The sequence below is a fragment of the Desulfurispora sp. genome, from assembly GCF_052744395.1.
On record NZ_JBRAJI010000011.1, the window covers coordinates 21,144 to 42,807 of the forward strand.

The 21,664-nt window shown below is 61.2% G+C and carries 17 protein-coding genes; 4 read left to right on the forward strand and 13 right to left on the reverse strand.

Annotation, left to right across the window (positions count from 1 at the left end; translation table 11 throughout):
- The first annotated feature begins 211 nt into the window (after window positions 1-211).
- Both hisS and aspS read left to right on the forward strand, forming a co-directional pair.
- Entirely contained in the window at window positions 212-1,474 is a 1,263-nt protein-coding gene (gene hisS, locus ACUVTU_RS04605; protein WP_445888783.1) for a histidine--tRNA ligase, read from the forward strand.
- Window positions 1,475-1,477: 3 nt separating this feature from the next.
- Entirely contained in the window at window positions 1,478-3,280 is a 1,803-nt protein-coding gene (gene aspS, locus ACUVTU_RS04610) for an aspartate--tRNA ligase (RefSeq protein ID WP_445888784.1), read from the forward strand.
- Between the two features lie 111 nt (window positions 3,281-3,391).
- Here the strand turns inward: aspS and ACUVTU_RS04615 are convergent, their stop codons facing one another.
- The 5 genes from ACUVTU_RS04615 to recJ all read right to left on the reverse strand — a co-directional run bounded on the left by ACUVTU_RS04615 (window position 3,392) and on the right by recJ (window position 9,616).
- Complete coding sequence (locus tag ACUVTU_RS04615) at window positions 3,392-3,736, reverse strand: DUF896 domain-containing protein (RefSeq protein WP_445888785.1); 345 nt, start codon at window positions 3,734-3,736, stop codon at window positions 3,392-3,394.
- A complete protein-coding gene (locus ACUVTU_RS04620) occupies window positions 3,733-3,945 on the reverse strand; it encodes a hypothetical protein (RefSeq protein WP_445888786.1) in 213 nt (70 codons plus the stop codon). The genes ACUVTU_RS04615 and ACUVTU_RS04620 overlap by 4 nt, the downstream gene beginning before the upstream one ends.
- Window positions 3,946-4,061: 116 nt before the next feature.
- On the reverse strand, window positions 4,062-4,706 hold the full coding sequence (locus ACUVTU_RS04625; protein ID WP_445888824.1) for an MBL fold metallo-hydrolase: 645 nt from the start codon (window positions 4,704-4,706) through the stop codon (window positions 4,062-4,064).
- Between the two features lie 72 nt (window positions 4,707-4,778).
- The gene (locus ACUVTU_RS04630) at window positions 4,779-6,953 is read right to left on the reverse strand and encodes a RelA/SpoT family protein (RefSeq protein ID WP_445888787.1); all 2,175 of its coding nucleotides are present in this window, start codon (window positions 6,951-6,953) and stop codon (window positions 4,779-4,781) included.
- Between the two features lie 44 nt (window positions 6,954-6,997).
- Window positions 6,998-9,616, reverse strand: coding sequence for a single-stranded-DNA-specific exonuclease RecJ (gene recJ, locus ACUVTU_RS04635; RefSeq protein ID WP_445888788.1), 2,619 nt, complete (start codon window positions 9,614-9,616; stop codon window positions 6,998-7,000).
- A gap of 451 nt (window positions 9,617-10,067) precedes the next feature.
- Between recJ and ACUVTU_RS04640 the strand changes: the two genes are divergently transcribed.
- The gene (locus tag ACUVTU_RS04640; RefSeq protein WP_445888789.1) at window positions 10,068-10,502 is read left to right on the forward strand and encodes a hypothetical protein; all 435 of its coding nucleotides are present in this window, start codon (window positions 10,068-10,070) and stop codon (window positions 10,500-10,502) included.
- Between the two features lie 227 nt (window positions 10,503-10,729).
- Here ACUVTU_RS04640 and ACUVTU_RS04645 read toward each other — a convergent pair whose 3' ends face one another.
- The 5 genes from ACUVTU_RS04645 to ACUVTU_RS04665 all read right to left on the reverse strand — a co-directional run bounded on the left by ACUVTU_RS04645 (window position 10,730) and on the right by ACUVTU_RS04665 (window position 16,148).
- A complete protein-coding gene (locus ACUVTU_RS04645) occupies window positions 10,730-11,440 on the reverse strand; it encodes a hypothetical protein (protein ID WP_445888790.1) in 711 nt (236 codons plus the stop codon).
- Between the two features lie 6 nt (window positions 11,441-11,446).
- The gene (locus tag ACUVTU_RS04650; protein ID WP_445888791.1) at window positions 11,447-12,742 is read right to left on the reverse strand and encodes a TSUP family transporter; all 1,296 of its coding nucleotides are present in this window, start codon (window positions 12,740-12,742) and stop codon (window positions 11,447-11,449) included.
- A gap of 732 nt (window positions 12,743-13,474) precedes the next feature.
- Window positions 13,475-13,921, reverse strand: a complete 447-nt coding sequence (locus tag ACUVTU_RS04655; RefSeq protein ID WP_445888792.1) for a C-GCAxxG-C-C family protein — start codon at window positions 13,919-13,921, stop codon at window positions 13,475-13,477.
- Window positions 13,922-14,081: 160 nt separating this feature from the next.
- Window positions 14,082-15,278: a vWA domain-containing protein gene (locus ACUVTU_RS04660; RefSeq protein WP_445888793.1), complete on the reverse strand. Its 1,197-nt coding sequence runs from the start codon at window positions 15,276-15,278 to the stop codon at window positions 14,082-14,084.
- A gap of 15 nt (window positions 15,279-15,293) precedes the next feature.
- Window positions 15,294-16,148 carry an AAA family ATPase gene (locus tag ACUVTU_RS04665; RefSeq protein ID WP_445888794.1) on the reverse strand — a complete coding sequence of 285 codons (855 nt, stop codon included), beginning with the start codon at window positions 16,146-16,148 and terminating at the stop codon, window positions 15,294-15,296.
- Between the two features lie 298 nt (window positions 16,149-16,446).
- Here ACUVTU_RS04665 and ACUVTU_RS04670 point away from each other — a divergent pair, with 298 nt between their 5' ends.
- The gene (locus ACUVTU_RS04670) at window positions 16,447-16,617 is read left to right on the forward strand and encodes a hypothetical protein (protein ID WP_445888795.1); all 171 of its coding nucleotides are present in this window, start codon (window positions 16,447-16,449) and stop codon (window positions 16,615-16,617) included.
- A gap of 142 nt (window positions 16,618-16,759) precedes the next feature.
- Here ACUVTU_RS04670 and ACUVTU_RS04675 read toward each other — a convergent pair whose 3' ends face one another.
- Genes ACUVTU_RS04675 through nuoL form a run of 3 tightly spaced genes read right to left on the reverse strand, consistent with a single transcriptional unit; the run spans window position 16,760 to window position 21,646 of the window.
- Entirely contained in the window at window positions 16,760-18,187 is a 1,428-nt protein-coding gene (locus ACUVTU_RS04675) for an NADH-quinone oxidoreductase subunit N (RefSeq protein ID WP_445888796.1), read from the reverse strand.
- A complete protein-coding gene (locus ACUVTU_RS04680; protein WP_445888797.1) occupies window positions 18,188-19,705 on the reverse strand; it encodes a complex I subunit 4 family protein in 1,518 nt (505 codons plus the stop codon). It lies immediately after the preceding gene.
- Window positions 19,706-21,646, reverse strand: a complete 1,941-nt coding sequence (gene nuoL, locus ACUVTU_RS04685) for an NADH-quinone oxidoreductase subunit L (RefSeq protein ID WP_445888825.1) — start codon at window positions 21,644-21,646, stop codon at window positions 19,706-19,708.
- Between the last annotated feature and the right edge of the window lie 18 nt (window positions 21,647-21,664).

The window sequence follows — 21,664 nt, forward strand, 5'->3', positions numbered from 1 at the left end:
CTTTCCCCATCGGGAAACCTGCTCCCAGTAGCCGGCACGGCATGCTGGCCCCGTTACCGGCCAAAAAGCAAGCGGGATTACCCTCCCCGGGTAATCCAATCAGGGTGGCACCGCGGGAAGAAAGCCCCGTCCCTGGCCGTGTTATTGTCATTGCACGGGCCGGAGAGGGGGTTTTGGCTTTTTATACACCACATTGCCTGGAGGGAAAGAAATGCTCACCAACCGACCGCGCGGTACCAGCGACATACTGCCCGCCGACATACACAAATGGTATTACCTGGAAGACACATTCCGTCAAGTGTGCCACCAGTACGGCTACGGCGAAATCCGCCTGCCCATCTTCGAGCACACCGAGCTGTTTGTGCGGGGCATGGGCGATACCACCGACGTGGTGGAAAAGGAAATGTACACCTTTAACGACCGGGGCGGCCGCAGCATCACCCTGCGCCCGGAGGGAACGGCCGGGGCGGTGCGGGCCTATCTGGAAAACAATCTGTACGCCGGACCCCAGCCGGTGAAAATGTATTACCTGGGCCCCATGTTCCGCTACGACCGGCCCCAGGCCGGCCGTTACCGCCAGTTCCACCAGGTGGGCATCGAAGCCTTTGGCTCCCACGATCCGGGCCTGGACGCCGAGATCATGGCCCTGGCCATGGACTACTACACCCGCCTGGGTTTAAGTGGCCTTTGCCTGCAGGTGAACAGCGTGGGCTGCCCGCAGTGCCGGCCGGTGCTGCGCCAGCGCCTGCAGGAATTTTTCGCCCCGCACCGGGAGGAACTTTGCCCGGACTGTCAAAGCCGCTACCACCGCAACCCGCTGCGCCTGCTGGACTGCAAAAATGAAAAATGCCAGTCCCTGGGCCAGGGGGCCCCTTCCGCCCTGGACTGCCTCTGCCCGGAATGCGCCGCCCACTTCGCCGCCGTGCGGCACCAGCTGGATCTGCTGGGCGTATCCTACCAGGTCAATCCCCGGCTGGTACGCGGCCTGGACTACTACACCCACACCGCCTTTGAGATCCTGGTGGGCGGTATAGGCGCCCAGAGCGCCATCGGGGGCGGCGGCCGCTACAACGGACTGGTGGAAGTCTGCGGCGGGCCGCCCACACCGGGCATCGGCTTCGCCCTGGGCCTGGAGCGGATCATTCTGGCCCGGGAAAGCCAGGGCCTGCCCTGGCCCCGCGCCCGGCAAATGGACGTCTATGTGGCCGTGGCCGATGCGGCGGCCGCCGACCGGGCGGTGCGCCTCCTGACCGAACTGCGCTCCGCCGGCCTGGCCGCCGAACGCGACTACCTGGGCCGCAGCCTGAAAGCCCAGATGAAACAGGCCGGGCGCTTGGAAGCAGCTTTTACGGTCATCGCCGGCAGCCAGGAACTGGAACAGGGCCGGGTGGCGGTAAAGGAAATGTCCACCGGGGAGCAGCACACCGTACCATTGGAGCAACTGGTAGATTTTCTGCAAGGGAGGATGCGATAAACCATGCCGGAAAGCATGCAGGGACTTTCCCGCACCCATCGCTGCGGGGAGCTAAGGCTGTCCCACGCCGGTCAGGAAGTAGTGCTCATGGGCTGGGTGGCCCGCCGCCGCGACCACGGCGGCTTGATCTTTGTGGATCTGCGCGACATCAGCGGTATCGTCCAGGTAGTGTTCAGCCCGGACATGGCCGACGCCGCTTTCAATAAAGCGGAAACCATCCGCAATGAATATGTGCTGGCCGTGCGGGGCCGGGTGGTGCCCCGCCCCGAGGGCACGGTCAATCCCCAGCTGCCCACCGGCGAAGTGGACGTACAGGCCAGCGAGGTGCGCATCCTGAACCCGGCCAAAACGCCGCCCTTTTATATCGAAGACGACATCGACGTGGATGAGAACCTGCGCCTGCGCTACCGTTACCTGGACCTGCGCCGGCCGGAAATGCAAAAGGCCCTCCTCCTGCGCCACCGCGCGGCCAAAGCGGTGCGCGACTTTCTGGACGAACACGGCTTTCTGGAAATCGAAACGCCCATGCTGACCAGGAGCACCCCGGAGGGGGCGCGGGACTATCTGGTACCCAGCCGGGTCAACCCGGGGCGTTTCTACGCCCTGCCCCAGTCGCCCCAGCTGTTCAAGCAAATCCTGATGGTGGCGGGTTACGACCGCTATTTCCAGATTGTGCGCTGTTTCCGCGACGAGGACCTGCGCGCCGACCGCCAGCCCGAATTCACCCAGATCGACATGGAAATGTCCTTTGTCGATGTGGATGATGTGATTGAACTGACCGAGCAGATGATCGCCCATCTCTGCCGGGAAACCACCGGCCTGGAGGTGGTCACCCCCTTCCCCCGCCTGACTTACCGCGAGGCCATGGAGCGCTTCGGCTCGGACAAACCCGACCTGCGCTTCGGGCTGGAACTGGTGGACATCTCTGACATCGCCCGGGGCTGCGATTTCAAAGTGTTCCGGGCCGCCGTGGAAGCCGGCGGCCTGGTCAAGGGCATCAATGCCCGGGGCTGCGCCTCGTTCAGCCGCAAGGAAATTGACGACCTGACCGCTTTCGCCGCCATTTACAAGGCTAAAGGACTGGCCTATCTGTTCATCACCCCGGAAGGGATCAAATCACCCATTGCCAAATTCTTCAGCGAGGATGAACTGGCGGCCATCACCCGGCGGATGGGAGCCGAGCCGGGCGATCTACTGCTTTTTGTAGCCGATGCTCCGCCCGTGGTCCACGCCGCCCTGGGCGCGCTGCGCACCCACCTGGCCGCACGCCTGAACCTGATCCCGCCTGATACCTTCCGGTTTCTCTGGGTGGTGGACTTCCCGCTGCTGGAGTACGACGAAGAAGAAAAACGCTATGTGGCCATGCACCACCCCTTTACCTCCCCCCGGGAGGAGGACCTGCCCCTGCTGGAGAGCGAGCCGGGCCGGGTGCGGGCCCGCGCCTACGACCTGGTGCTCAACGGCATCGAGGTGGGCGGCGGCAGCATCCGCATCCACCGCCGCGATATTCAAGAAAGGATGTTTGCCGCCATCGGCCTCACCCCGGAGGAAGCGCGGGAGAAATTCGGCTTTTTGCTGGACGCCTTTGAGTACGGCACCCCGCCCCACGGCGGCATCGCCTTTGGTTTCGACCGGCTGGTCATGCTGCTGGCCGGCAAGAAGACCATCCGCGACGTTATCCCCTTCCCCAAGACCCAGAGCGCTACCTGTCTGATGACCGGCGCCCCTGGCCCGGCCACCCCGGGCCAACTCCGAGAACTGCACGTGAGGAGCGAAGTCAAGCTGCCCGGCGGCAAGCAGAGCTGAAACAGAACCGAAACCCAGCCTGTAACAGGGCCGGGTTTTTTATAGTGTTATCAATTCTTAACATTAGCAATAGCTGGAGCCCATCGCCACCGTGCCGCTGCAAAAAGACGGTCAGTTGGACCGGCGGGCTTTGCGCACCCTGGTGCTGGAACTGTGAACCAGCCGCAGCCGGGGTCTATCCTTTTCCGCAGCATGACAGCAAGAACAGCCACAGTCCGGGTGGGCCGGGTGACCGGTCGTCCCCGGCCCACCGCCCCGGGCCGGGGCGGGCCGACCATCCGCCTGCCGCGGCTTAAAGCCCATGGCCTCCAGCTGGCCGACCACCTGGGCGCGGATGCCGTCCAGGTACTGGCGGCGCAGCCGGTCCTGTTCCTGCTTTTCCGCCGCGGTCAGCCCCGCACTGCGCTGTTTGCGGGCCAGTTCATTGATGCGGTCGATCAGTTCCCGGGTGATCAACTGCCGCCACCTTCCTCGCGCACCTTTACTGTGACCAGGATATTTTTGCAGCAGTCGGCATTGCGGATCATAAAGCAATCCTCTTTTTCCAGAACCTCACAGGGCCCGGTAGCCTCCACCACCAGCTGCTCCCTTTTTATGCCGCCCTCTTTCTCCACAAAGAGCATGCGCCCCAGCGGTACCAGATAATCCTGATAAAGCACCTGCACCGGCTCCACCCCCTGTTAAAATATTGCTGCGGCCTGTGCCAGCAGGCCGCTAAGGCCGGTAAAACAGTTTTTCCAGCAGCCATTTCCCCAGCCGCCAAACGGGCGAAACCCATGGCCTACCATGTCCCGTTAAGAAAGGGATTGTAACGAGCCTCCTCACCCACTGTGGAGGAAGGGCCGTGCCCGGGGTACACCCTGGTTTCGGGCGGATAGACCAGAATCTGCCGCCGGATGGAGTCAATCATCTGCTCGTGGTTGCCGCCCGGAAAGTCGGAACGCCCCACCGAACCGGCAAACAGGGTATCGCCGGTGATCAGGATGCCCTCCCCCACCACCTCCAGGCAAATACCGCCCGGAGTGTGCCCGGGAGTGTGCAGCACCTTGAGCTGCACCTGCCGGCCCACCTGAATCAGGTCGCCATCGGCCAGCTGCCGGTCGGCGGCCCGGTACTGCACGCTGGCCCCCATGAACATGGACAGGTTGCGGGCCGGGCTGGTGAGCATGTCGGCATCGGCGCTGTGGATGAGCACGCTGGCCCCGGTGGCCCGCTGCACCGCACCCAGCGCCCCGATGTGATCCACATGACCGTGGGTGCAGATAATCTGCGTGCACTTCAGGCCCAGTTTCTCCAGGGTTTGCAAAATGCGGGAGCCTTCCGCCCCCGGATCCACCACCGCCGCTTCTTTGGTTTCCGGACAGCCGATAATATAACAGTTGTTATCCATCGGGCCGACCGAAAGTTGGTGAAAAATAGCTCCCATCTTCAATACCTACCTCGCTTTCCTACCCAAACTGCTACACTTTCCTGACCCGCCGCCTATAAGCCGCGGCCATCAACTGGTACGCCGTACATCGTATACATCCTTCACCTTGAGCAGGCGGGTATATAGAAAGTCCAGCTGTTCCTTGCTCTTGAGCTCCAGCACCAGCTCCACCCAGGCCCCATTGCGGCGGCCCCGGGCGGTCACCCCGCTGGCGCTGATCTTCATCTCCATGAGCACGGCCAGCACATCGTTTAAAAAGCCAGCCCGGTCCAGGCCGGTTACTTCCAGTTTAACCTGAAAGGGGGCCTGAAAATCCTTATCCCAGCTCACTTCCACCAGCCGCTGCCTCTCCCCGTTTAGGAAAGCAGCCATATTGCGGCAGTCGGCCCGGTGGATGGATACCCCCCGCCCCCGGGTGATGTAGCCCACAATGGGGTCGCCGGGCACCGGATTGCAGCAGTGGGCCAGGCGGATGAGCAGATTATCCACACCGCGCACCCGGATGCCCTGGGTGGGCCGCCCCCAGTCCTGGCGCGCTTTCAGCGGGCGGACGGCCTCCCGGACCATTTCCTCCCCGCTGCTTTTCTTCTCGGCCTTCAGCTCTTCCTTGAGGCGCAAAATCACACTGGTGGGAGTCAGCAGACCATCGCCGATGGCCGCGTAAACATCATCCAGCACCTGCAGGCCGTGCTTGCGCCCCTGCTCCAGCAGCTTTTCGGCCAGCTTTTCGCTTTTGATCTGCTCCATCTCCAGGCCTTGTTTTCTGGCCTCTTTTTCCACCAGTTCCCGGCCCCGGGCCATGTTTTCCTCGCGCTGTTCCTTGCGAAACCACTGGCGGATGCGGTTTTTGGCCTGGGAAGTCTTCACCAGGGTCAACCAGTCCCGGCTGGGACCGCTGGCGTGTTTGGAGGTGAGGATTTCCACGATGTCTCCGTTCTGCAGGCGGTAATCCAGTGGCACAATCTTGCCGTTCACCTTGGCCCCCACACAGCGGTGGCCCACCTGGGTGTGCACCCGGTAGGCAAAATCCACGGGCACCGAGCCGGCCGGCAGCTCAAAAACGTCGCCCTTGGGCGAAAAAACAAACACCGCATCGGCAAACAGGTCGATCTTGAGGGTTTCCATAAACTCGCGGGCATCCCGCAGGTCGTGCTGCCATTCCAGCAGCTGGCGCAGCCAGGCCAGCTTCTTGTCAAAATCGCTGTCGCCCAGCCCACCTTCCTTGTAACGCCAGTGGGCGGCTATGCCATACTCGGCGGTGCGGTGCATCTCCCGGGTGCGGATCTGGATTTCCAGCGGCTCCCCCTGCGGACCAATCACCGTGGTGTGCAGGGACTGGTACATATTGGACTTGGGCATGGCAATGTAATCCTTAAAGCGTCCCGGGATGGGCTTCCACAGGGTGTGCACAATGCCCAGGGCGCCGTAACAATCCTTCACCGAGGGCAGAATGATGCGCACGGCCATGGCGTCGTAAATTTCGTTCAGGTCCTTGTTCTGTTCCTGCATTTTGAGGTGGATGCTGTACAGGTGCTTGGGCCGGCCGGAAATGTCGGCCTCCAGCCCCACCGCCGCCAGGCGGGAACGCAGGATCTTGATCACCCCGGCAATATATTCCTCGCGCTTGGCCCGGGTTTTGGCAATGCGTTCGGCCAGTTCGTAGTAGCTGGCCGGCTCCAGAAAACGAAAGGCCAGGTCCTCCAGCTCCCACTTCAGGTGGTAAATGCCCAGCCGGTGCGCCAATGGCGCGTATATCTCCAGGGTTTCCCGGGCGATCTCCTTTTGCTTGGGCTCGGGCTGGTAGCGCAGCGTGCGCATGTTGTGCAGGCGGTCGGCCAGCTTGATCAAAATCACCCGAATATCCCGGGCCATGGCCAAAAGCATCTTGCGCAGGTTTTCCGCCTGGCGCTCCTCCTTGCTCTTGAACTCCAGCTTGCTGATCTTGGTCACGCCGTCCACCAGCCGGGCCACTTCGCCGCCAAATTCCCGCTCGATGTCCTCCAGCGTAAAGCCGGTGTCTTCCACCACATCGTGCAGCAGGCCAGCCAGCAGCGTGGCCAGGTCCAGTTCCAGGTCGGCCAGGATGTGGGTGACCGCCAGGGGATGGGTGATATATTCCTCACCGGAAATGCGGCGCTGCCCCCGGTGGGCCTGTTCGGCGTAGCTGTACGCTTTACGCAGCAGGGCCACATCGGCGGCCGGATTATACAGAATCAGCCTTTGCACCACATCTTCCAGTGTCATCTTTCTCCACCCCCTTGCGACATTATTCTCGAACTTAAAGCACATTAAAAGATTAAACTTCGGCACCAGCGGGCGGTATCCTCTTGCCAGCGCCGCCCCAGACGGTACATTTTCGCCCGTTCAAGGTCTTTTTTCGCCCGCTCCCCGGGACAAAAGAAGGCCAGCTGTTCCCCCTGCCGCTGAAAATCCACCAGTTCCAGCTGGGCCAGCACGGTCAGGGCCGTGGCCAGGGTCAGAGTAGCGGCATCGTACCCGGCGGCGGACAGCGCGGGCAGGCCCAGCAGTTCCGCCAAATCCACCTGCCCGGCCCGCCGCTGCACCAGAAAACGGTACAGATCGCCCAGCACCGCCCGCTCCGGCGCCAGGGCGGCTAGAAATCGCTCGTTTTCCGCCAGTTCTTCCTGTTGGCCCAGGCAGAGCACACTTTCCCCCGCGGCCAAAGCCAGCAGGTACTGGCGGGGTAACCAGGGCAGCTGGTACAGCACCACCAGTTCGCTGGATAGATCCGGTTCCAGCATGCCGTAGGTGGTCACCAGCACCCGGTACTCCCCGCTCCGCCAGGCCTGCCACTGCTGCTGGCGCACCCCGGCGGGCAGGCCGGGATGGCAGCAGGTGACCGCTAAAAACTCCCGGCGCAGCAGAGCGGCCACTTCCACTGTATCGGCTGGAATGTGCACCAGCACCAGAGCGCTCTCCACCCGGCGCAGGGCGTCCAGCAGAGCTGCTTCGCGGTAACGGTTCGGGCACGGTTTGATTATTTTATGCAGCGCAAGGGGGTGATGCCTTTTGCCGGGCGCCGCGGGCGGGCAATATTTGGCCGCCACCTCGGACGGCAGGAAGGACGGTGCCCCGGCCCGACCGTGCTGCCAGATGTACACGGCCGCCTCGGGCCAGAAAGCGGTTTCCGCCAGCCCGCGCAGCGCCTGCCGCCCCTGCCGGCCGCGCTCCCGCTCCTCCCAGCGGGCCGCCGGCCGAATATCCTTCACCTTTAGCTGCAGGGCCCGCCGCCCTTGCCACTCGTTGATAGCCGGCGCAAAAGCCAGATCCACCGCCCGGGCCGCCGCGATTTCCTCCCGGGCCGCCGCCAGGTTGAAGGCGATGCAGTCCAGCTCCACGCCCTGTTCGCGCACCGTCATTTTCAGGTGGTCACCGTTTTTGCCCACCGCCCGGCAGTGCACCAGGGCCACCTCCCGGCAGGCCAGTACGGGGGAGGGGTTATCATATCCGTATGGTGAAAGCAGCGCCAGCTCGCGCACCAGCTCCTCGCTCAAGTCGGGCAGGGATACCAGCGCATCCAGCTCCAGCACCGGCCGGGCCGCACCGCTCTCCGGCAAACCGGCCGCATGGTCGTTGATCGCCCGGGCGAAGGCGGCGATGTTCTGCCGGGCGATGGTAAAGCCGGCCGCCTGCTCGTGCCCGCCGTAGTTCTCCAGATAGCTGGCGCAGGCGGCCAGCGCCTCGTAGAGGTGAAAGCCGGGCACACTGCGCCCCGACCCCTTGCCGTGCTCCCCCTGCAGGCTGATCAGCAGCACCGGACGGCTGTATTTTTCCACCAGCCGGGCGGCGACAATGCCGATCACACCGGGGTGCCACTCTTCCCCCGCCAGCACCAGCACGCCCTGCCCGGCCAGCACCGGGTCACCGTCCACCATGCCCATGGCCTCGGCCAGCACCAGATTTTCCACCTGCTGCCGCTGCTGGTTGGCCCGCTGCAGTTGCCCGGCCAGCTCCCCGGCCCGGGTCTCCTCCCGGGTCAGCAGCAGTTCCACGGCCGGCCCGGCGTCGCCCATCCGGCCGGCGGCATTCAGGCGCGGCGCCAATGCAAAGCTCACCTCCCGGGTACCCAGGGCCCGCCCGTTCACACCGGCCGCCCGGCACAGGGCGGCGATGCCGGGCCGGCCGGCAGCCTCCAGTTCGGGCAGGCCGTAACGCACCAGCAGGCGGTTCTCCCCCCGCAGCGGCACCACATCGGCTACGGTACCCAGGCAAACCAGATCCAGATAGCGCCAGGCCTCGCGGGGCGGCCGGCCCAGCGCGGCATACAGGGCCTGCACCAGCTTGAAGGCCACCCCCACCCCGGCCAGCTCTTTATCTGGATACTGGCAGCCGGGGCGGCGTGGGTTGATCACGGCCAGCGCCGCCGGCAGTTCGGGCGGCGGTTCGTGATGGTCGGTGATGATCACGTCCACGCCGGCCTCCTGCAGCCAGGCCACTTCCTCCCGGGCGCTAATGCCGCAGTCCACTGTCACCAGCAGAGTGGCCCGGTCAATTTGCTGCTCCAGGGCCGCGCGGTGCAGTCCATACCCCTGGGTAATGCGGTCGGGTATGTAATACCGCACGGGCAGCTGCAGGGAGCGCAGGGCATCCACCAGCAGCGCCGTAGCGGTTACTCCGTCCACATCGTAATCACCGTACACCAGCACGGATTCACCCCGCCGCACCGCCCACACCAGCCGCTCCACCGCCCGGTCCATATCCCGCAGCAGGAGTGGCGGGTACAGATCGTTCAGATCACCGGCCAGAAAGTGCCGGGCTTCGGCCGATGTGCAGATCCCCCGTCCCACCAGCAGCCCGGCCGTCACGGCGGAAAGGCCCAGTCTTCTGGATAAAACATACTGCAGGGCCGGATCGTGGTCCCGCAGCTGCCACAATCTCTTTTTCATCAAGGCTACTCTCCTGTCCCTGTCCGCGGCGCGGCTTTGGGTTCGCGGCCGTTGGCAGGCCGCGGTCCCCAGGCCGCACCCTGTACTAGCAGCATTTTATGCCCGAAAGGGGGCCCCGGGCAAGTATTTTATCGCCGGCCAGGTGCTCGTCGGAACATTCTTTTGGACATCCTTTGCGGGGGCCGCCCAATAAAAATTAGCTTAAATTTCCGCCCGGCACAACTTTTTGGAGTGATATATTTCACATATTTTGTGTTGTCCCCGACCTATTTGCACCATGGTTAAACCACATTGCAAACCAAACGGTCTAAAAATCTGGTTTACCCACCCCAATGACAAGTTACATCAATCACATTCCCAAGCAACCCGCTCTCTTGCCAAAACTGTGGTGACAATGTACAATAAAATTCAAATAATTGCCTTTCCAACAGGCCCAAGGAGGGGGAGAAACATGTCCGCCTTTACCGGAACCCTGCCGGCCAATGCAGCGGCTGCCCCGGCCCGGCCAGGTCTCTGGCGCTGCCTGCAAAAATATCTGGTGAAAAAGGAATTTACCCGCACCGCCACCATCTGGCACAGCGCTTTCAGCTATGATATTACTCCCAATACGGCCATTAGCAACTTTTTCCACTGCCCGCCCGTCACCCGCCTGAGCAGCGGCGACTGCTACCTGTACATTTTCAGCCGTCCCGACTATCAGGGTGCCTACTGCATTGTTCGGCCGGGTGAACTGGTGGAAACCCAAAGCTGCCAGTCCCTGATTGCCAGCCTGCAGCCGGTGGCTCTGGGCAGCGTGCAGCAAAGCGGCAGAGCCCCCGCCTGGTGCTGGGAAATGGACGGCCCGCGCTACCTGTGGCATTTTGGAGGAAGCTACCGGTTTGCCTGATATTCCGGCAAAAGCCCTTCCGGGCCGCAGATTCAGGCCGGCGCAACCCGGCCCACCCGGGACCAGATCTTGTCCCTGCGCCACCAGCACCGGAACCGCGAGCACCGTCCCAAACAAAAAGGGCGCCGGTTTCCGGTCGCCCGATAATGGATTTTTGAAAAAACCATCGATATAACATGTTTGGGTTGGACTGCCTGCCGGCTGTTCTCTGCACCGGCGGCGGCCGGTTACACTTCGGCTTTTTTCACCGGCTTGCTGGTGGTCAGACCGAAGCCTTCACACAGGTAGTAGATGGCCGCACCGTACCAAACCGTGTACAGCAGGTAGAAAATGAGCATAATGCTGACCGAAGCCTTGTTGTCGCGCACATGTTTGATTTCAATACCGTAGTAGTTGTAGGCCGGCTCCAGCCCTTTTTTCATGACGCTGTTAATGGCGCTGGATTCTTTGAAAAGCTGCTGTTTCTTGAAGCTGCTGTCCATGGCCTTGAAGGACTGATACCATCCATAAAGGGCTTCCCGCGCCTCCAGACCGTATTTGCTCTGCAACTGCCCTCCTCTGTTGTAGTACATAGCGTCACAGTCTTCCAGCACATGGACCATGATTTTGCCCAGATCACCCTGCACTTTCACACTTACATCCTTTATCTCTGTGCGGGCTCCAGCCTTGGTATAAAGCTGGGCCCATTTTTCTGCCTCTTTGCCATCCCTGGCCTTCAGGGTGACGGCGATCTCATTGCCGTCCTGTTTGTGGGCCTTTCTGATTTCCTCCGGGATGAAGTAAGCCGAACCCTTGGACAGCGAGTTGAACATGTCATCGGCGTACTCCAGCCCGTTGCGGCCATTGCCGAAGGAGGGCGACATGATATAGAAGTAAATCCCGATGAAGGAAACCAGGAGCAGCAGACCGATGACAAAAGAACGGGAGTTGCGGATCATACCTGATCACTCCTTTCCAGCCGCCGCCATGGCGCTTTCCGCCCGCAAGCGGGGGATATTACGGATAAAGGCGGTAATGATCCAGAGGGCGAAAATAGCCACCAGGACGAAGAAGACCCAGGCGCCGATACTGGCAATCAGCTTGCCGGTAGCGGCATCTAACTTGATATAGCCCATCTGCGACATTTTTTCCGGCAGAGCAAACAGTCTGTTCACAAAACCGGCCAGGATAGCCAGGGCGTAAAAAGCGCGGATATAGATGCCCGGTACACATTTGGTGGTCAGAGCGCCCAGCTGAATGCCCAGTAGCGAACCCAACAGCATACCCATGGCCAGAGTGTAGAAAACATAACCGTAAACCGCATACTGGGCTATGGCACCATAACCGGCCGTGAAAATAATTTGCAAAATATCGGTGCCCACCGTGGTAAAGGTGGATACGCCCAGGCCGTACACAAACATGGGGAAGGTGAGGAAGCCGCCGCCCACACCCAGGATGGAGGCCACAAAGCCGACCACCGCACCGCACAGGGCCACAAACGCGGCCGAAATTCTGCGCCCGCCGGGCACAATGTCTTCATCGAACTTGATCATGGGAGGCAGGTTGACTGACTGCAGCTTGCGAGCCAGGGCTGTCAGGTCACCGGAGCCGCCCCCGTGCACATCATCATGTCCGCCCGCTGTTCCCTGCTGCCGGGCCTTGCGCGAGCTCATGAAATCATACAGGGCGTAAAAGCCCAGGAATCCCAGCATGACCACGTAAACCGAACTGATTACAAAGTCGCTCAGCACGGGGTTGTAGTTGAACAGGGCCCGGTTGAGCACCCCTCCGCCGGTCACACCCAGACCGGAACCCACCAGAAAGGCTACCGCCAGAGCCAGGTTGACATTGCCCAGCTTTTTGTGAATTGTGGTACCCATAATCGCCTTGGCAAAAATGTGGAACATATCGGTACCCACGGCCAGGATACCTTTAACTCCCAGGCTCATCAGGGCGGGAGTGATTACAAAGCCGCCCCCGGCGCCAATACACCCGGTGATCAAACCGGCGCATATTCCCACCAGAATGGAACCGTAAAATATGGTGGGGGTGTAATGGGACGGCCCGAAGGCCGACTTGCTGCCGATAAATCCGGGCAGGGCACCGGCAGCAAAGGCTATGGCCGGCACAATGATGGGCAGGGTCATGATCAGCAGAATGAGCAGCTTGCGCCGGTCGCGCAAAATGACCTGGCTGGTTTCAATTTCCCAGCGGGCCTGCGCCCGCGCCGCCGTCATCAGCGTGTTATATACAGCACGCATGGTTACACTACCTCCTCTTCACAAAATTACTACCTCCAAAATTGCTCGCATTTTTTACTACGGGTTGCTTTCTCCCCAGTAATGTGCACCGCTGTAGACCTCTCTCACCTCCCTCCGCTCGTCACTTCGCCAGTGGAACGCCGTGCCGCCTTGCGCACCGGCTGGATATAACGACTGACCAGTTAACCGATTGGCCACCCACCAGTTTACCTTTTCTAATTAGCATGCGCTTTAAGCGCTGGCATTGGCTTTAGGTATGTGATAGTTTTTACTATCACTTGCGCAATTTGACCGAATGCTTTATGCCCTTGCCGTCTGCCCCCTCCCGCCTTTCCTGCTGTGTTGCTTTGAGTCTAGAATTGTGTCACTACACTTGTCAAGAGGTTTTTTGTATTATTTTTCACATTATATTTTGTGTCCACACCCTGCGGACGGGCCACCGCCGGGTACCGCCCTGTGCCGGATTTGCCGCGTTTTTTAGCGGACCGCCCGACAACCCGGTCCGCTGAGCGATTAATTCCCGGCCTGTTTAACAATAAGTTTAAGGCAGACTCCGACCAGTGTCAACAACATATTGTGGTATATTTCACATACCCAGCTAAAACCCCCAATGACAATTCACTCCCCGGCCGGGTAAAAAAAGGGCCGCCCGGCGACGCTCCAGCGGGACTGTCATCACCCGGCGGCTCCGGCCGGTGTAGTGACATCTGTCACTACACCGGCAGTGATTTTTCAGGCCAGACCTTTTTGCTGAAGGTACTCCATGAGCATTTTGGCCGTACCGCCGGTGATTTTCAAGCAGTTGCGCAGGTGCTCCTTGCTGTCGAAGGGGTGCGGGTTGAGGGCCCGGCAACAGGTATTGCCGTGCTTTTCCTGAAACAGATCGTGAAACTGGCGGGTGAGCTCATAAGCGGCGTCCCGGCTTTCCGCCGCCGTGGTGCGCCCTTTGAGCGCCCCCAGCACCAGGGCCGAAGCCGTGAGGGCGCCGCACATGCACCCAGCATGACCCAAACCGCCGCCCAGGCCGGTGGCCAGGCGCACCGTCTGGGGCGGGAAATCCAGCTTGAGCAGTTCCCGGAAAGCCAGCAGGATGGACTCGGCGCAGTTAAAGCCAGCTTTAAAGAGTTCTCCGGCCAGATTGCGGGCCATCAGGGCCCTTTCCTCAGCCAGGTTAGACATGGTGGGTTCCTCCTTTTTAGCAAATTATCCCGGCAAAACCAGGACAGGGCTTTTTCTTTAGATCAATTTTCTTCATCTCCGCAGGTATGCTTTCTAGCCGGATCCATCTGCTGCCCAGCAAATACCCGCACAGCTCACCCCCCAGGGCGAGCCACGCTGCTCAGCGCGCCACCTTCAGCCGGCGCACCGCCGCTTCCAGCCCCTCCAGGGTAAGTTCAAACATGGGAAAAATACGGCGGATGAGCGTTATGGTATCGTAGGCATCGTCTCCCGGCCACAGCCGGCGCGGCAGCGGGTTGAGCCAGACGGCGTGCGTAAAATGCGCCGCCAGGCGCTCCAGCCAGACAATGCCCTTTTCATTGGCGGCGGCACTCCAGTCCAGCGCTCCGCCCTCCATGAGCAGCTCGCTGGGTGCCATGCTGGCATCGCCCACAATGATCAGGCGGTAATCCGGGGAAAGCTGCCGGAGCACGTCCAGGGTTTTCACACTGTTTTTGACCAGGCACAGGGGGTCCAGGAAGAGCTTGTCATAAACGCAGTTATGAAAGAAATATGTCTGGAGATCCTTGAAGTGGCTGGCCCGGGAAGCCGCCGTGAACAGGCGGCTGCACAGCCGGGCGTGCGGGTTCATCGAGCCGCCCGAGTCCATCAGCATGACCACCCGGATGGTGTTGCGCCGCTCCCGCTCCCAGACCAGGCTCAAGAAACCGGCCTGCCGGCAGGTTTCCCGCACGGTTTCTTCCACATCCAGCACATCTTTGGGGCCGTCCACCCGGCTGCTGAGCCGGCGCAGCCGGCGCAGGGCCAGCTCAAACTGGCGGGTGTGCAGCGTCTCGTCCTGGCGGAAGTCGCGGTAACGCCTTTCGCCGGCCACCTTGACGGCGGACCGATTGCCCGACTCGCCGCCGATACGCACACCGGCCGGATTGTAGCCGGAGTGCCCGAAAGGGGAGGTGCCGCCCGTGCCGATCCAGCGGTTGCCGCCGTGGTGCTCCCCTTTCTGCTGCTGCAGCCTCTCGGCCAGGCGGCGCTGCAGTTCTTCCAGGCTGAAATCCTGCCAGGGCGAGCGGTTTGGCCGGTCCACCTTCAGGGGCGGCAGGGCGTTCTGCAGCCAGCGGGCTACCCTTTCAGCCAGCTCGGGCGAAGTCTGCACCTGCTCAAAGTAGCCGGCAAAGGCCTGATCGAAGCGGTCGTAGTGGGCCTCACTCTTGACCAGCACGGCGCGGGCCAGGTAGTAAAACCAAAGCAGGCTGGCCCCGGCCAGGCCGCGATCCAGCGCCTCCTGCAGCACCAGCCACTCGGTGGGCGTCACGGGTACACCGCAGCGGCGCAGCTCATAATAAAATCCGGTGAACAATTGTCATCACCCCGGTCAATTCCAGCTGTAGCGGGTTTTCTCGGGGGGCCGGCCGGCAGCCAGGCGCCGCAGGGCCAGATCGAAGTCCTGATTTTTCTTGAGCAGCACGCCCAGAAAGGGAATTTCCTTCTGCAGCTTTTCCGGTGTGATACCGCCAAGCACCAGGGCCTGGATCCAGTCCAGCAGTTCGCTGGTGCTGGGCTTTTTCTGCAAACCGGGCACCGCCCGCAGGGCATAAAAGGCTTCCAGCACGGCCGCCAGCAGCTTTTCCTCCAGCCGCGGAAAGTGCACCCGCACAATGCGGGCCATCATTTCGGGTGTGGGAAAGGCGATGTAATGAAAAATGCAGCGCCGCAGAAAGGCATCGGGCAGCTCCTTTTCCGCGTTGCTGGTGATGATCACCACCGGCCGGTGCCGGGCGGTGATGGTCTCTCCGGTCTCCGGGATGTAAAAGCTCATCATGTCCAGTTCCCACAGCAGGTCGTTGGGAAACTCCAGGTCGGCTTTGTCAATCTCATCAATCAGTAGCACCGCCCGCTGCTCACAGAGAAAGGCCTGCCCCAGCTGGCCCAGTTTGATGTACTGCTTGATGTCGGACACATCCCGGTCGCCAAACTGGCTGTCGTACAGGCGCTGCACCGTATCGTAAACATACAGGCCGTCCCGCGCCTTGCTGGTGGATTTGATGTTCCAAATATACAGCGGCATATTCAGGGCCTGCGCCACACTGCGGGCCAGCATGGTCTTGCCCGTGCCCGGTTCGCCCTTGACCAGCAGCGGCCGGCCCAGCGCGGCGGCTATATTCACCGAGTATAGCAAATCCTCATCGGCCAGATAATCGGCCGTTCCCCGGTAGGCCATTTCAGCCATTGCGCACCTCTCCTTTACCGACAGTCCCTGCCGGCTGCCCGGGTTTCACCGGCAGTACCCTGCCGGCACCCGGCGGACTTAATTTTCTGACACCTGAAGATAGTATAGCACGTCTTACCAGCTTTTTCATGTCATATTTTTGCCAGCAACATGGACAGCCTATAGACAAAAGAATTTCTTTTGAGGTCTGGCCTGTGAAAGAACTTGCCTTTGCAAAGAATTTGCCCATCCCGGCCGGGCGAACAGATGAGTATTAACACCAGGCGCAAAACTATTTCCATGAAGGGAGACTCAAAGCATGTTCTACAAACAAAACCGCATCAGCCGCAAGGCCAATCAAATGCTCCACCCCAGCTGGTGGGGCTGGCATGTGATCACCATCCCCGCCCTGCTGCTGGCCGGATACGCCCTGGCCAAACGCGGCCGCCACGGTTATGGCGGAGAGGGCAATTACGGCGAGGAAATGTGAGTGTAAACAAAAAAGGCCGCTGTCCGTGCCCCTGGTGGGGTGGCTACAACCGGCCAAACCTTTTAAGGAAATACTTTTAATCAGAAAAATTACCGGAGAGAAACTGGAAGTCCGCACAGACCTCCAGTTTCTCTTTTTTAATTCAGTGCAGGAAGAAGGTGTGCGCCGCGGCGTTAACCACCTCGGACACCGGGCCGGGGTACACGCCCAGCAGCAGGGTCACCAACATGGTCACCACCAGGGTGGCCCAGACCGGGCCGCCTACAGCAATGGGCGTGCCGTCCAGAGGCTCATCCCGGTACATGACCAGGGCCACACGCAGGTAATAGTAGACCGAGACCATGCTCATGATCAGGCCGATGAAGGCCAGCCAGAGGTAGTTGTCCACAATGGTCTTGAATAGGTAGAATTTGCCCACAAAGCCGGCCAGGGGCGGGATGCCGGCCATGGAGAGCATAGACACCACCAGCACGGCGGCCATGAGGGGCGAACGCTGGGCCAGGCCAGCGTAGTCCTTGATCTCGTCGCTGCCCGTGGCGTTGTAGAAATGGGCGGCCACAGTGAAGGCGCCCACAGTGGCAAAGACGTACAGGAAGGCGTAGAACATGACGCCCTTAATGCCAGCCTCACTGGCTGTAACCAGGCCCACCAGGATGTATCCGGCCTGGGCGATGCTGGAGTAGGCCAGCATGCGCTTCAGGTTGGTCTGGGGAATGGCCACCAGGTTGCCCACGATAATTGTAACTGCAGCCAGGATGGCCACCACGGTGTTCCAGCTGTCCCAGATGCCGGGCAGGGCGGCCACAAAGATGCGCAGCAGCACAGCAAAGGAAGCCGCCTTGGAACCCACGGCCAAAAAGGCAGTGACCGGTGTGGGCGCGCCTTCGTAAATATCGGGCGACCACATATGGAAGGGCACGGCCGAAATTTTAAAGCCCAGGCCGGCCAGCAGCAGCACCACGCCCAGCATGAGGGCGGGGGTGGGATTTAAGGCCGCGGCCCGGCCCACCTCCAGCACGGCCACACTGCCCGTGATGCCGTAGACCAGGCTGAGGCCGTAGAGCAGCACGGCCGAGGACATGCCCGCCAGCAGCACATACTTCATGCCGGCCTCCACCGATTTGCCGTCGGTGCGGCGGAAGCAGACCAGGATGATGAAGGCTATGGTCATCAACTCCAGGCCCAGGTACATGGTCATGAAATCACCGGCCGAGGCCATGACCACCATGCCCAGGGTGGCGAAAACCAGGGTGCTGTAATATTCACTCCAGCCGCCCAGCTGGCGGTCCACAAAGCCCTGGCTGCCCAGCACCACCAGAGCGGCGGCCACCAGGAAGGTCAGCTTGAAGAAATAGGCGTAGCCGTCCACGATATAGAGGCCGAACATGGTGGTGCCCTGGTTGCCCCAGCAGGCCACGGTCAGCCCGGCCACGGCGGCCAGGGCCAGGGCGGTGAGCCAGCCCAGGCCCTGCCGGCTGTCTTTGGGCACAATCAGGCCCAGGATGAGCAGGGCCAGGCCCAGGCCGGCCAGGGCCATTTCAGGAATAATCAGACTGAGATTAACCGGCATTTAGAACACCCCTCCGATCTGCAGGGCGTTTTGGATTTGCGACATGAGCGGCACCACGCCGCTGTTGATCATGTCGAAGATCAGGGAAGGCAGCAGACCGCCAATCACCAGCACACTGCCCAGCACCACCAGGGGCACCATTTCCGGACCGTGGATGTCCTCCAGGTGGTCGTATTCCGGACGGGGTGGGCCAAACAGGGTGTTGGCGCCGGCCCGCAGCACATAGAGGGCGGTGAGGATGATCCCGGCGATACCGACCACGGCCAGACCGCCGTACACCTGGAAGGAGCCCACAAAGATGGTGAACTCGGGGATGAAGCTGACCAGGCCGGGCAGACCCAGGGAAGCCATGGCCGCCATCATGAAGCCCACCGCCAGGCGCGGCGTCTGCCGGGCCAGGCCGCCCAGGTCGGGAATCCAGCGGGTGTGGGTCTTTTCATAGATAAAGCCAATCATGGCAAAGAACAGGGCCGCCATCACGCCGTGGGCGAACATATTGGCCACAGCGCCGTTCACGCCAATCACGTTGAGCGAGGCCAGGGCCAGCAGCACATAGCCCATGTGGGATACCGAGGAGTACCCTACGACGTATTTCAGGTCTTTCTGGGCCAGGGCGGCAAAGGCAGCATAGGCCACACCGGCTACCCCCAGCACGGCCACATAGGGCGCCCAGAATTTGGCCCCCAGGGGCAGGCAGAACAGAGCGATCTTGACCAGACCGTAGCCGCCGATCTTCTTCAGCACGCCGGCGTGGATCATGGACACAGCCGTGGGCGCACCGGCGTAGCCGTCGGGCGACCAGGAGTGGAAGGGCCACATGGAAATCAGCGAACCAAAGCCGAAGAGCATCAGAGCGTACAGCCAGATCTGGTCGCGGGCCGGCAACTGCTGCCCGGCTTCGGCCAGGGCGGTGAAGCTCATGTCGGGAGCTCCCAGCACGCCCACCGACTTGACGAAGAAGGCAATCACACCCACCAGCAGGAAGGCCGACCCGATCAGCAGGTAGATGGTCAGCTTCATACCGGCGTATTCCTTGCTCACCCGCTTGGAGCTACCCCAGATAATCACCAGGATGTAAATGGGGATGACCACCACTTCGTAGAAAAGCAGGAAGATGAACAGGTCGTGAGCCACAAAGGTGCCCATCACGCCCGTGATTAGCAGGCAGAGCAGGATAAAGAACTCCCGCGGCCGGTTTTGCACATTCCAGGAAGCAAAGACGGCCGAAAAGCCAATCAGGTTGGTCAGCAAAAGCATGGGCAGGCTGATGCCGTCCACGCCCAGAAAGTAGCTGACGCCCAGATCTTTAATCCAGGGAATTTTCTCCACAAACTGCAGGCCGCCCAGGGTCTGGTCATAGGCAAAGTAGACATAGAGCGACAGGGCCAGCGAGACAAAGGTGCCGGCAGCAGCCAGGCATTTGATCAGCTTGCCCTCGCCCCGGGGGATGAAGGCCATGATCAGGGCGGCCACCACGGGAGCCAGCAGGATGGTGGTCAGGACGGGAAAACCGCTCATTTACTTGACACCTCCCAGAAGCCCGGCGGCGGATGGGGCGGTGAAGGCCAGGATCACGGCCACGGCCAGCACGCCCAGGAAGAAGACCAGAGCGTAGTTCTGCAGGCGGCCGGTCTGGGACACGCGCAGGCCCTCGCCGGACAGGCGGGTGATGGCGGCAATGCCGTTCACAATCACGCCGTCGACAATGTAGATGTCGAACAGGTAGAACAGTTTGGCGGCGCCGTCCACCAGGTTGTGGTTGAGCCAGAGATAAATTTCATCAATATAGTACTTGTTGTAGAGCAGGGTGTGCAAACCGCGGTATTTGTCGGCAAGGGCGTGCGCTCTGGCTTTGTCCTTGTCCGCGCAGTACAGGGTGTAGGCCAGGTAGATACCGCACACAGCCAGCACCACGGATCCGATCATGATCAGGAAGTTGGGCTCCAGGTGGTGCGGGTGGCCGAAGTAGATATAGTGGGCCCAGGAATATTTCTCAGGTGTCCAGGGGGTACCCACCAGACCGCCCACCGTGGCCAGGAAGGCCAGCACCATCAGGGGCACGGTCATCACATAGGGCGACTCGTGCGGGTGATTTTCCGGTTTCTCCTCGCCGAAGAAGGCCAGGAAGATCATCCGCCACATGTAGAAGGCGGTCAGGAAGGCGGTGAAGGCCGCCATGGCAAAGAGCACATAGTGACCGCTTTCAAAGGCGCTGAGCAGGATTTCATCCTTGGACCAGAAGCCGGCGAAGGGCGGGATACCGGCGATGGCCAGGCCGCCGATGACAAAAGTCCAGCCCGTGATGGGCATTTTCTTGATCAGGCCACCCATTTCCCAGACGTCGGCCTTGTGGTGCAGGGCGTGCAGCACCGAACCGGCACCCAGGAACATCAGGGCCTTAAAGAAAGCGTGGGTCCAGAGGTGGAAGAAAGAAGCGGTCAGGCTGCCCACCCCCAGGGCCAGCATCATGTAGCCCAGCTGACTGACGGTGGAGTAGGCCAGGATGCGCTTGATCTCGCGCTGGGTAACCGCAATGGAGGCGGCAAACAGCGCGGTGAAGGCGCCGGTGACGGCCACCAGCTGCATGGCTGTATCCACCTGGTGGAAGAGGAACATGGTGCGGCCCACCAGGTACACACCGGCCACCACCATGGTAGCGGCGTGGATCAGGGCGCTGACCGGGGTGGGACCTTCCATAGCGTCGGGAAGCCACACATGCAGCGGGAACTGGCCCGATTTACCGATGGGCCCGATGAAGACCAGCACGGCGATCAGGGTCAGCACACCCAGGCTGGTGTACTGCTGGAAGTTTTCAATCTTGTGCGCCAGTTCCACCAGATCCAGGGTACCGAAGACAATGGCCAGGGAGAGGATGCCCAGCAAAAGGCCGAAGTCGGCCACCCGGCAGGTGACGAAGGCCTTTTTGGCCGCCTCGCGGGCCGAGATCTTGTGCGAAAAGAAACCGATCAGGAGATAGGAGCACAGGCCCACCAGCTCCCAGGCAATGAACATCTGCAGCAGGTTGCTGGAAACCACCAGCAGCAGCATGGAAGAAGCGAACAGCGACAGGTAGGAGAAGAACACCGAGAAGCCCGGATCCCCTTCCATGTAGCCCACCGAGTAAATCTGGATCAGCGAGGCCACCAGGGTGACCATGAAGATCATCATGGCCGAAGAGGGGTCCAGCTGAATGCCCACATTAATCTGCAGGTCGGGCGCACCGGCCGGCCCCAGGGAGAACCAGCGGGCGGCGTACACCAGAGGTTTTTCCACAAACTCGTGGCTGGTGAAAACCCCGTAGGCGGCAGCCGTGGCAATCACACAGGAGCTAACCATGGCCGTGATAGAAACCAGGGCGCTCAGCTTGGGCCAGGGCTTGGTCAGGAATATGATGATCACAAATGCCAGGGCGGGCAGCAGCGGCACCAGCCAGGCATGGTAAAGCGCAAATTCTACCATAATATCTTCCACACCCCC

Bases quoted from the DNA above. Each gene is read 5' to 3' on its own strand.
- hisS (WP_445888783.1), top strand. From the start codon at position 212: ATGCTCACCAACCGACCGCGCGGTACCAGCGACATACTGCCCGCCGAC.
- aspS (WP_445888784.1), top strand. From the start codon at position 1,478: ATGCCGGAAAGCATGCAGGGACTTTCCCGCACCCATCGCTGCGGGGAG.
- ACUVTU_RS04625 (WP_445888824.1), bottom strand. From the start codon at position 4,706: ATGGGAGCTATTTTTCACCAACTTTCGGTCGGCCCGATGGATAACAAC.
- ACUVTU_RS04630 (WP_445888787.1), bottom strand. From the start codon at position 6,953: ATGACACTGGAAGATGTGGTGCAAAGGCTGATTCTGTATAATCCGGCC.
- recJ (WP_445888788.1), bottom strand. From the start codon at position 9,616: ATGAAAAAGAGATTGTGGCAGCTGCGGGACCACGATCCGGCCCTGCAG.
- ACUVTU_RS04640 (WP_445888789.1), top strand. From the start codon at position 10,068: ATGTCCGCCTTTACCGGAACCCTGCCGGCCAATGCAGCGGCTGCCCCG.
- ACUVTU_RS04645 (WP_445888790.1), bottom strand. From the start codon at position 11,440: ATGATCCGCAACTCCCGTTCTTTTGTCATCGGTCTGCTGCTCCTGGTT.
- ACUVTU_RS04650 (WP_445888791.1), bottom strand. From the start codon at position 12,742: ATGCGTGCTGTATATAACACGCTGATGACGGCGGCGCGGGCGCAGGCC.
- ACUVTU_RS04655 (WP_445888792.1), bottom strand. From the start codon at position 13,921: ATGTCTAACCTGGCTGAGGAAAGGGCCCTGATGGCCCGCAATCTGGCC.
- ACUVTU_RS04665 (WP_445888794.1), bottom strand. From the start codon at position 16,148: ATGGCTGAAATGGCCTACCGGGGAACGGCCGATTATCTGGCCGATGAG.
- ACUVTU_RS04670 (WP_445888795.1), top strand. From the start codon at position 16,447: ATGTTCTACAAACAAAACCGCATCAGCCGCAAGGCCAATCAAATGCTC.
- ACUVTU_RS04675 (WP_445888796.1), bottom strand. From the start codon at position 18,187: ATGCCGGTTAATCTCAGTCTGATTATTCCTGAAATGGCCCTGGCCGGC.
- ACUVTU_RS04680 (WP_445888797.1), bottom strand. From the start codon at position 19,705: ATGAGCGGTTTTCCCGTCCTGACCACCATCCTGCTGGCTCCCGTGGTG.
- nuoL (WP_445888825.1), bottom strand. From the start codon at position 21,646: ATGGTAGAATTTGCGCTTTACCATGCCTGGCTGGTGCCGCTGCTGCCC.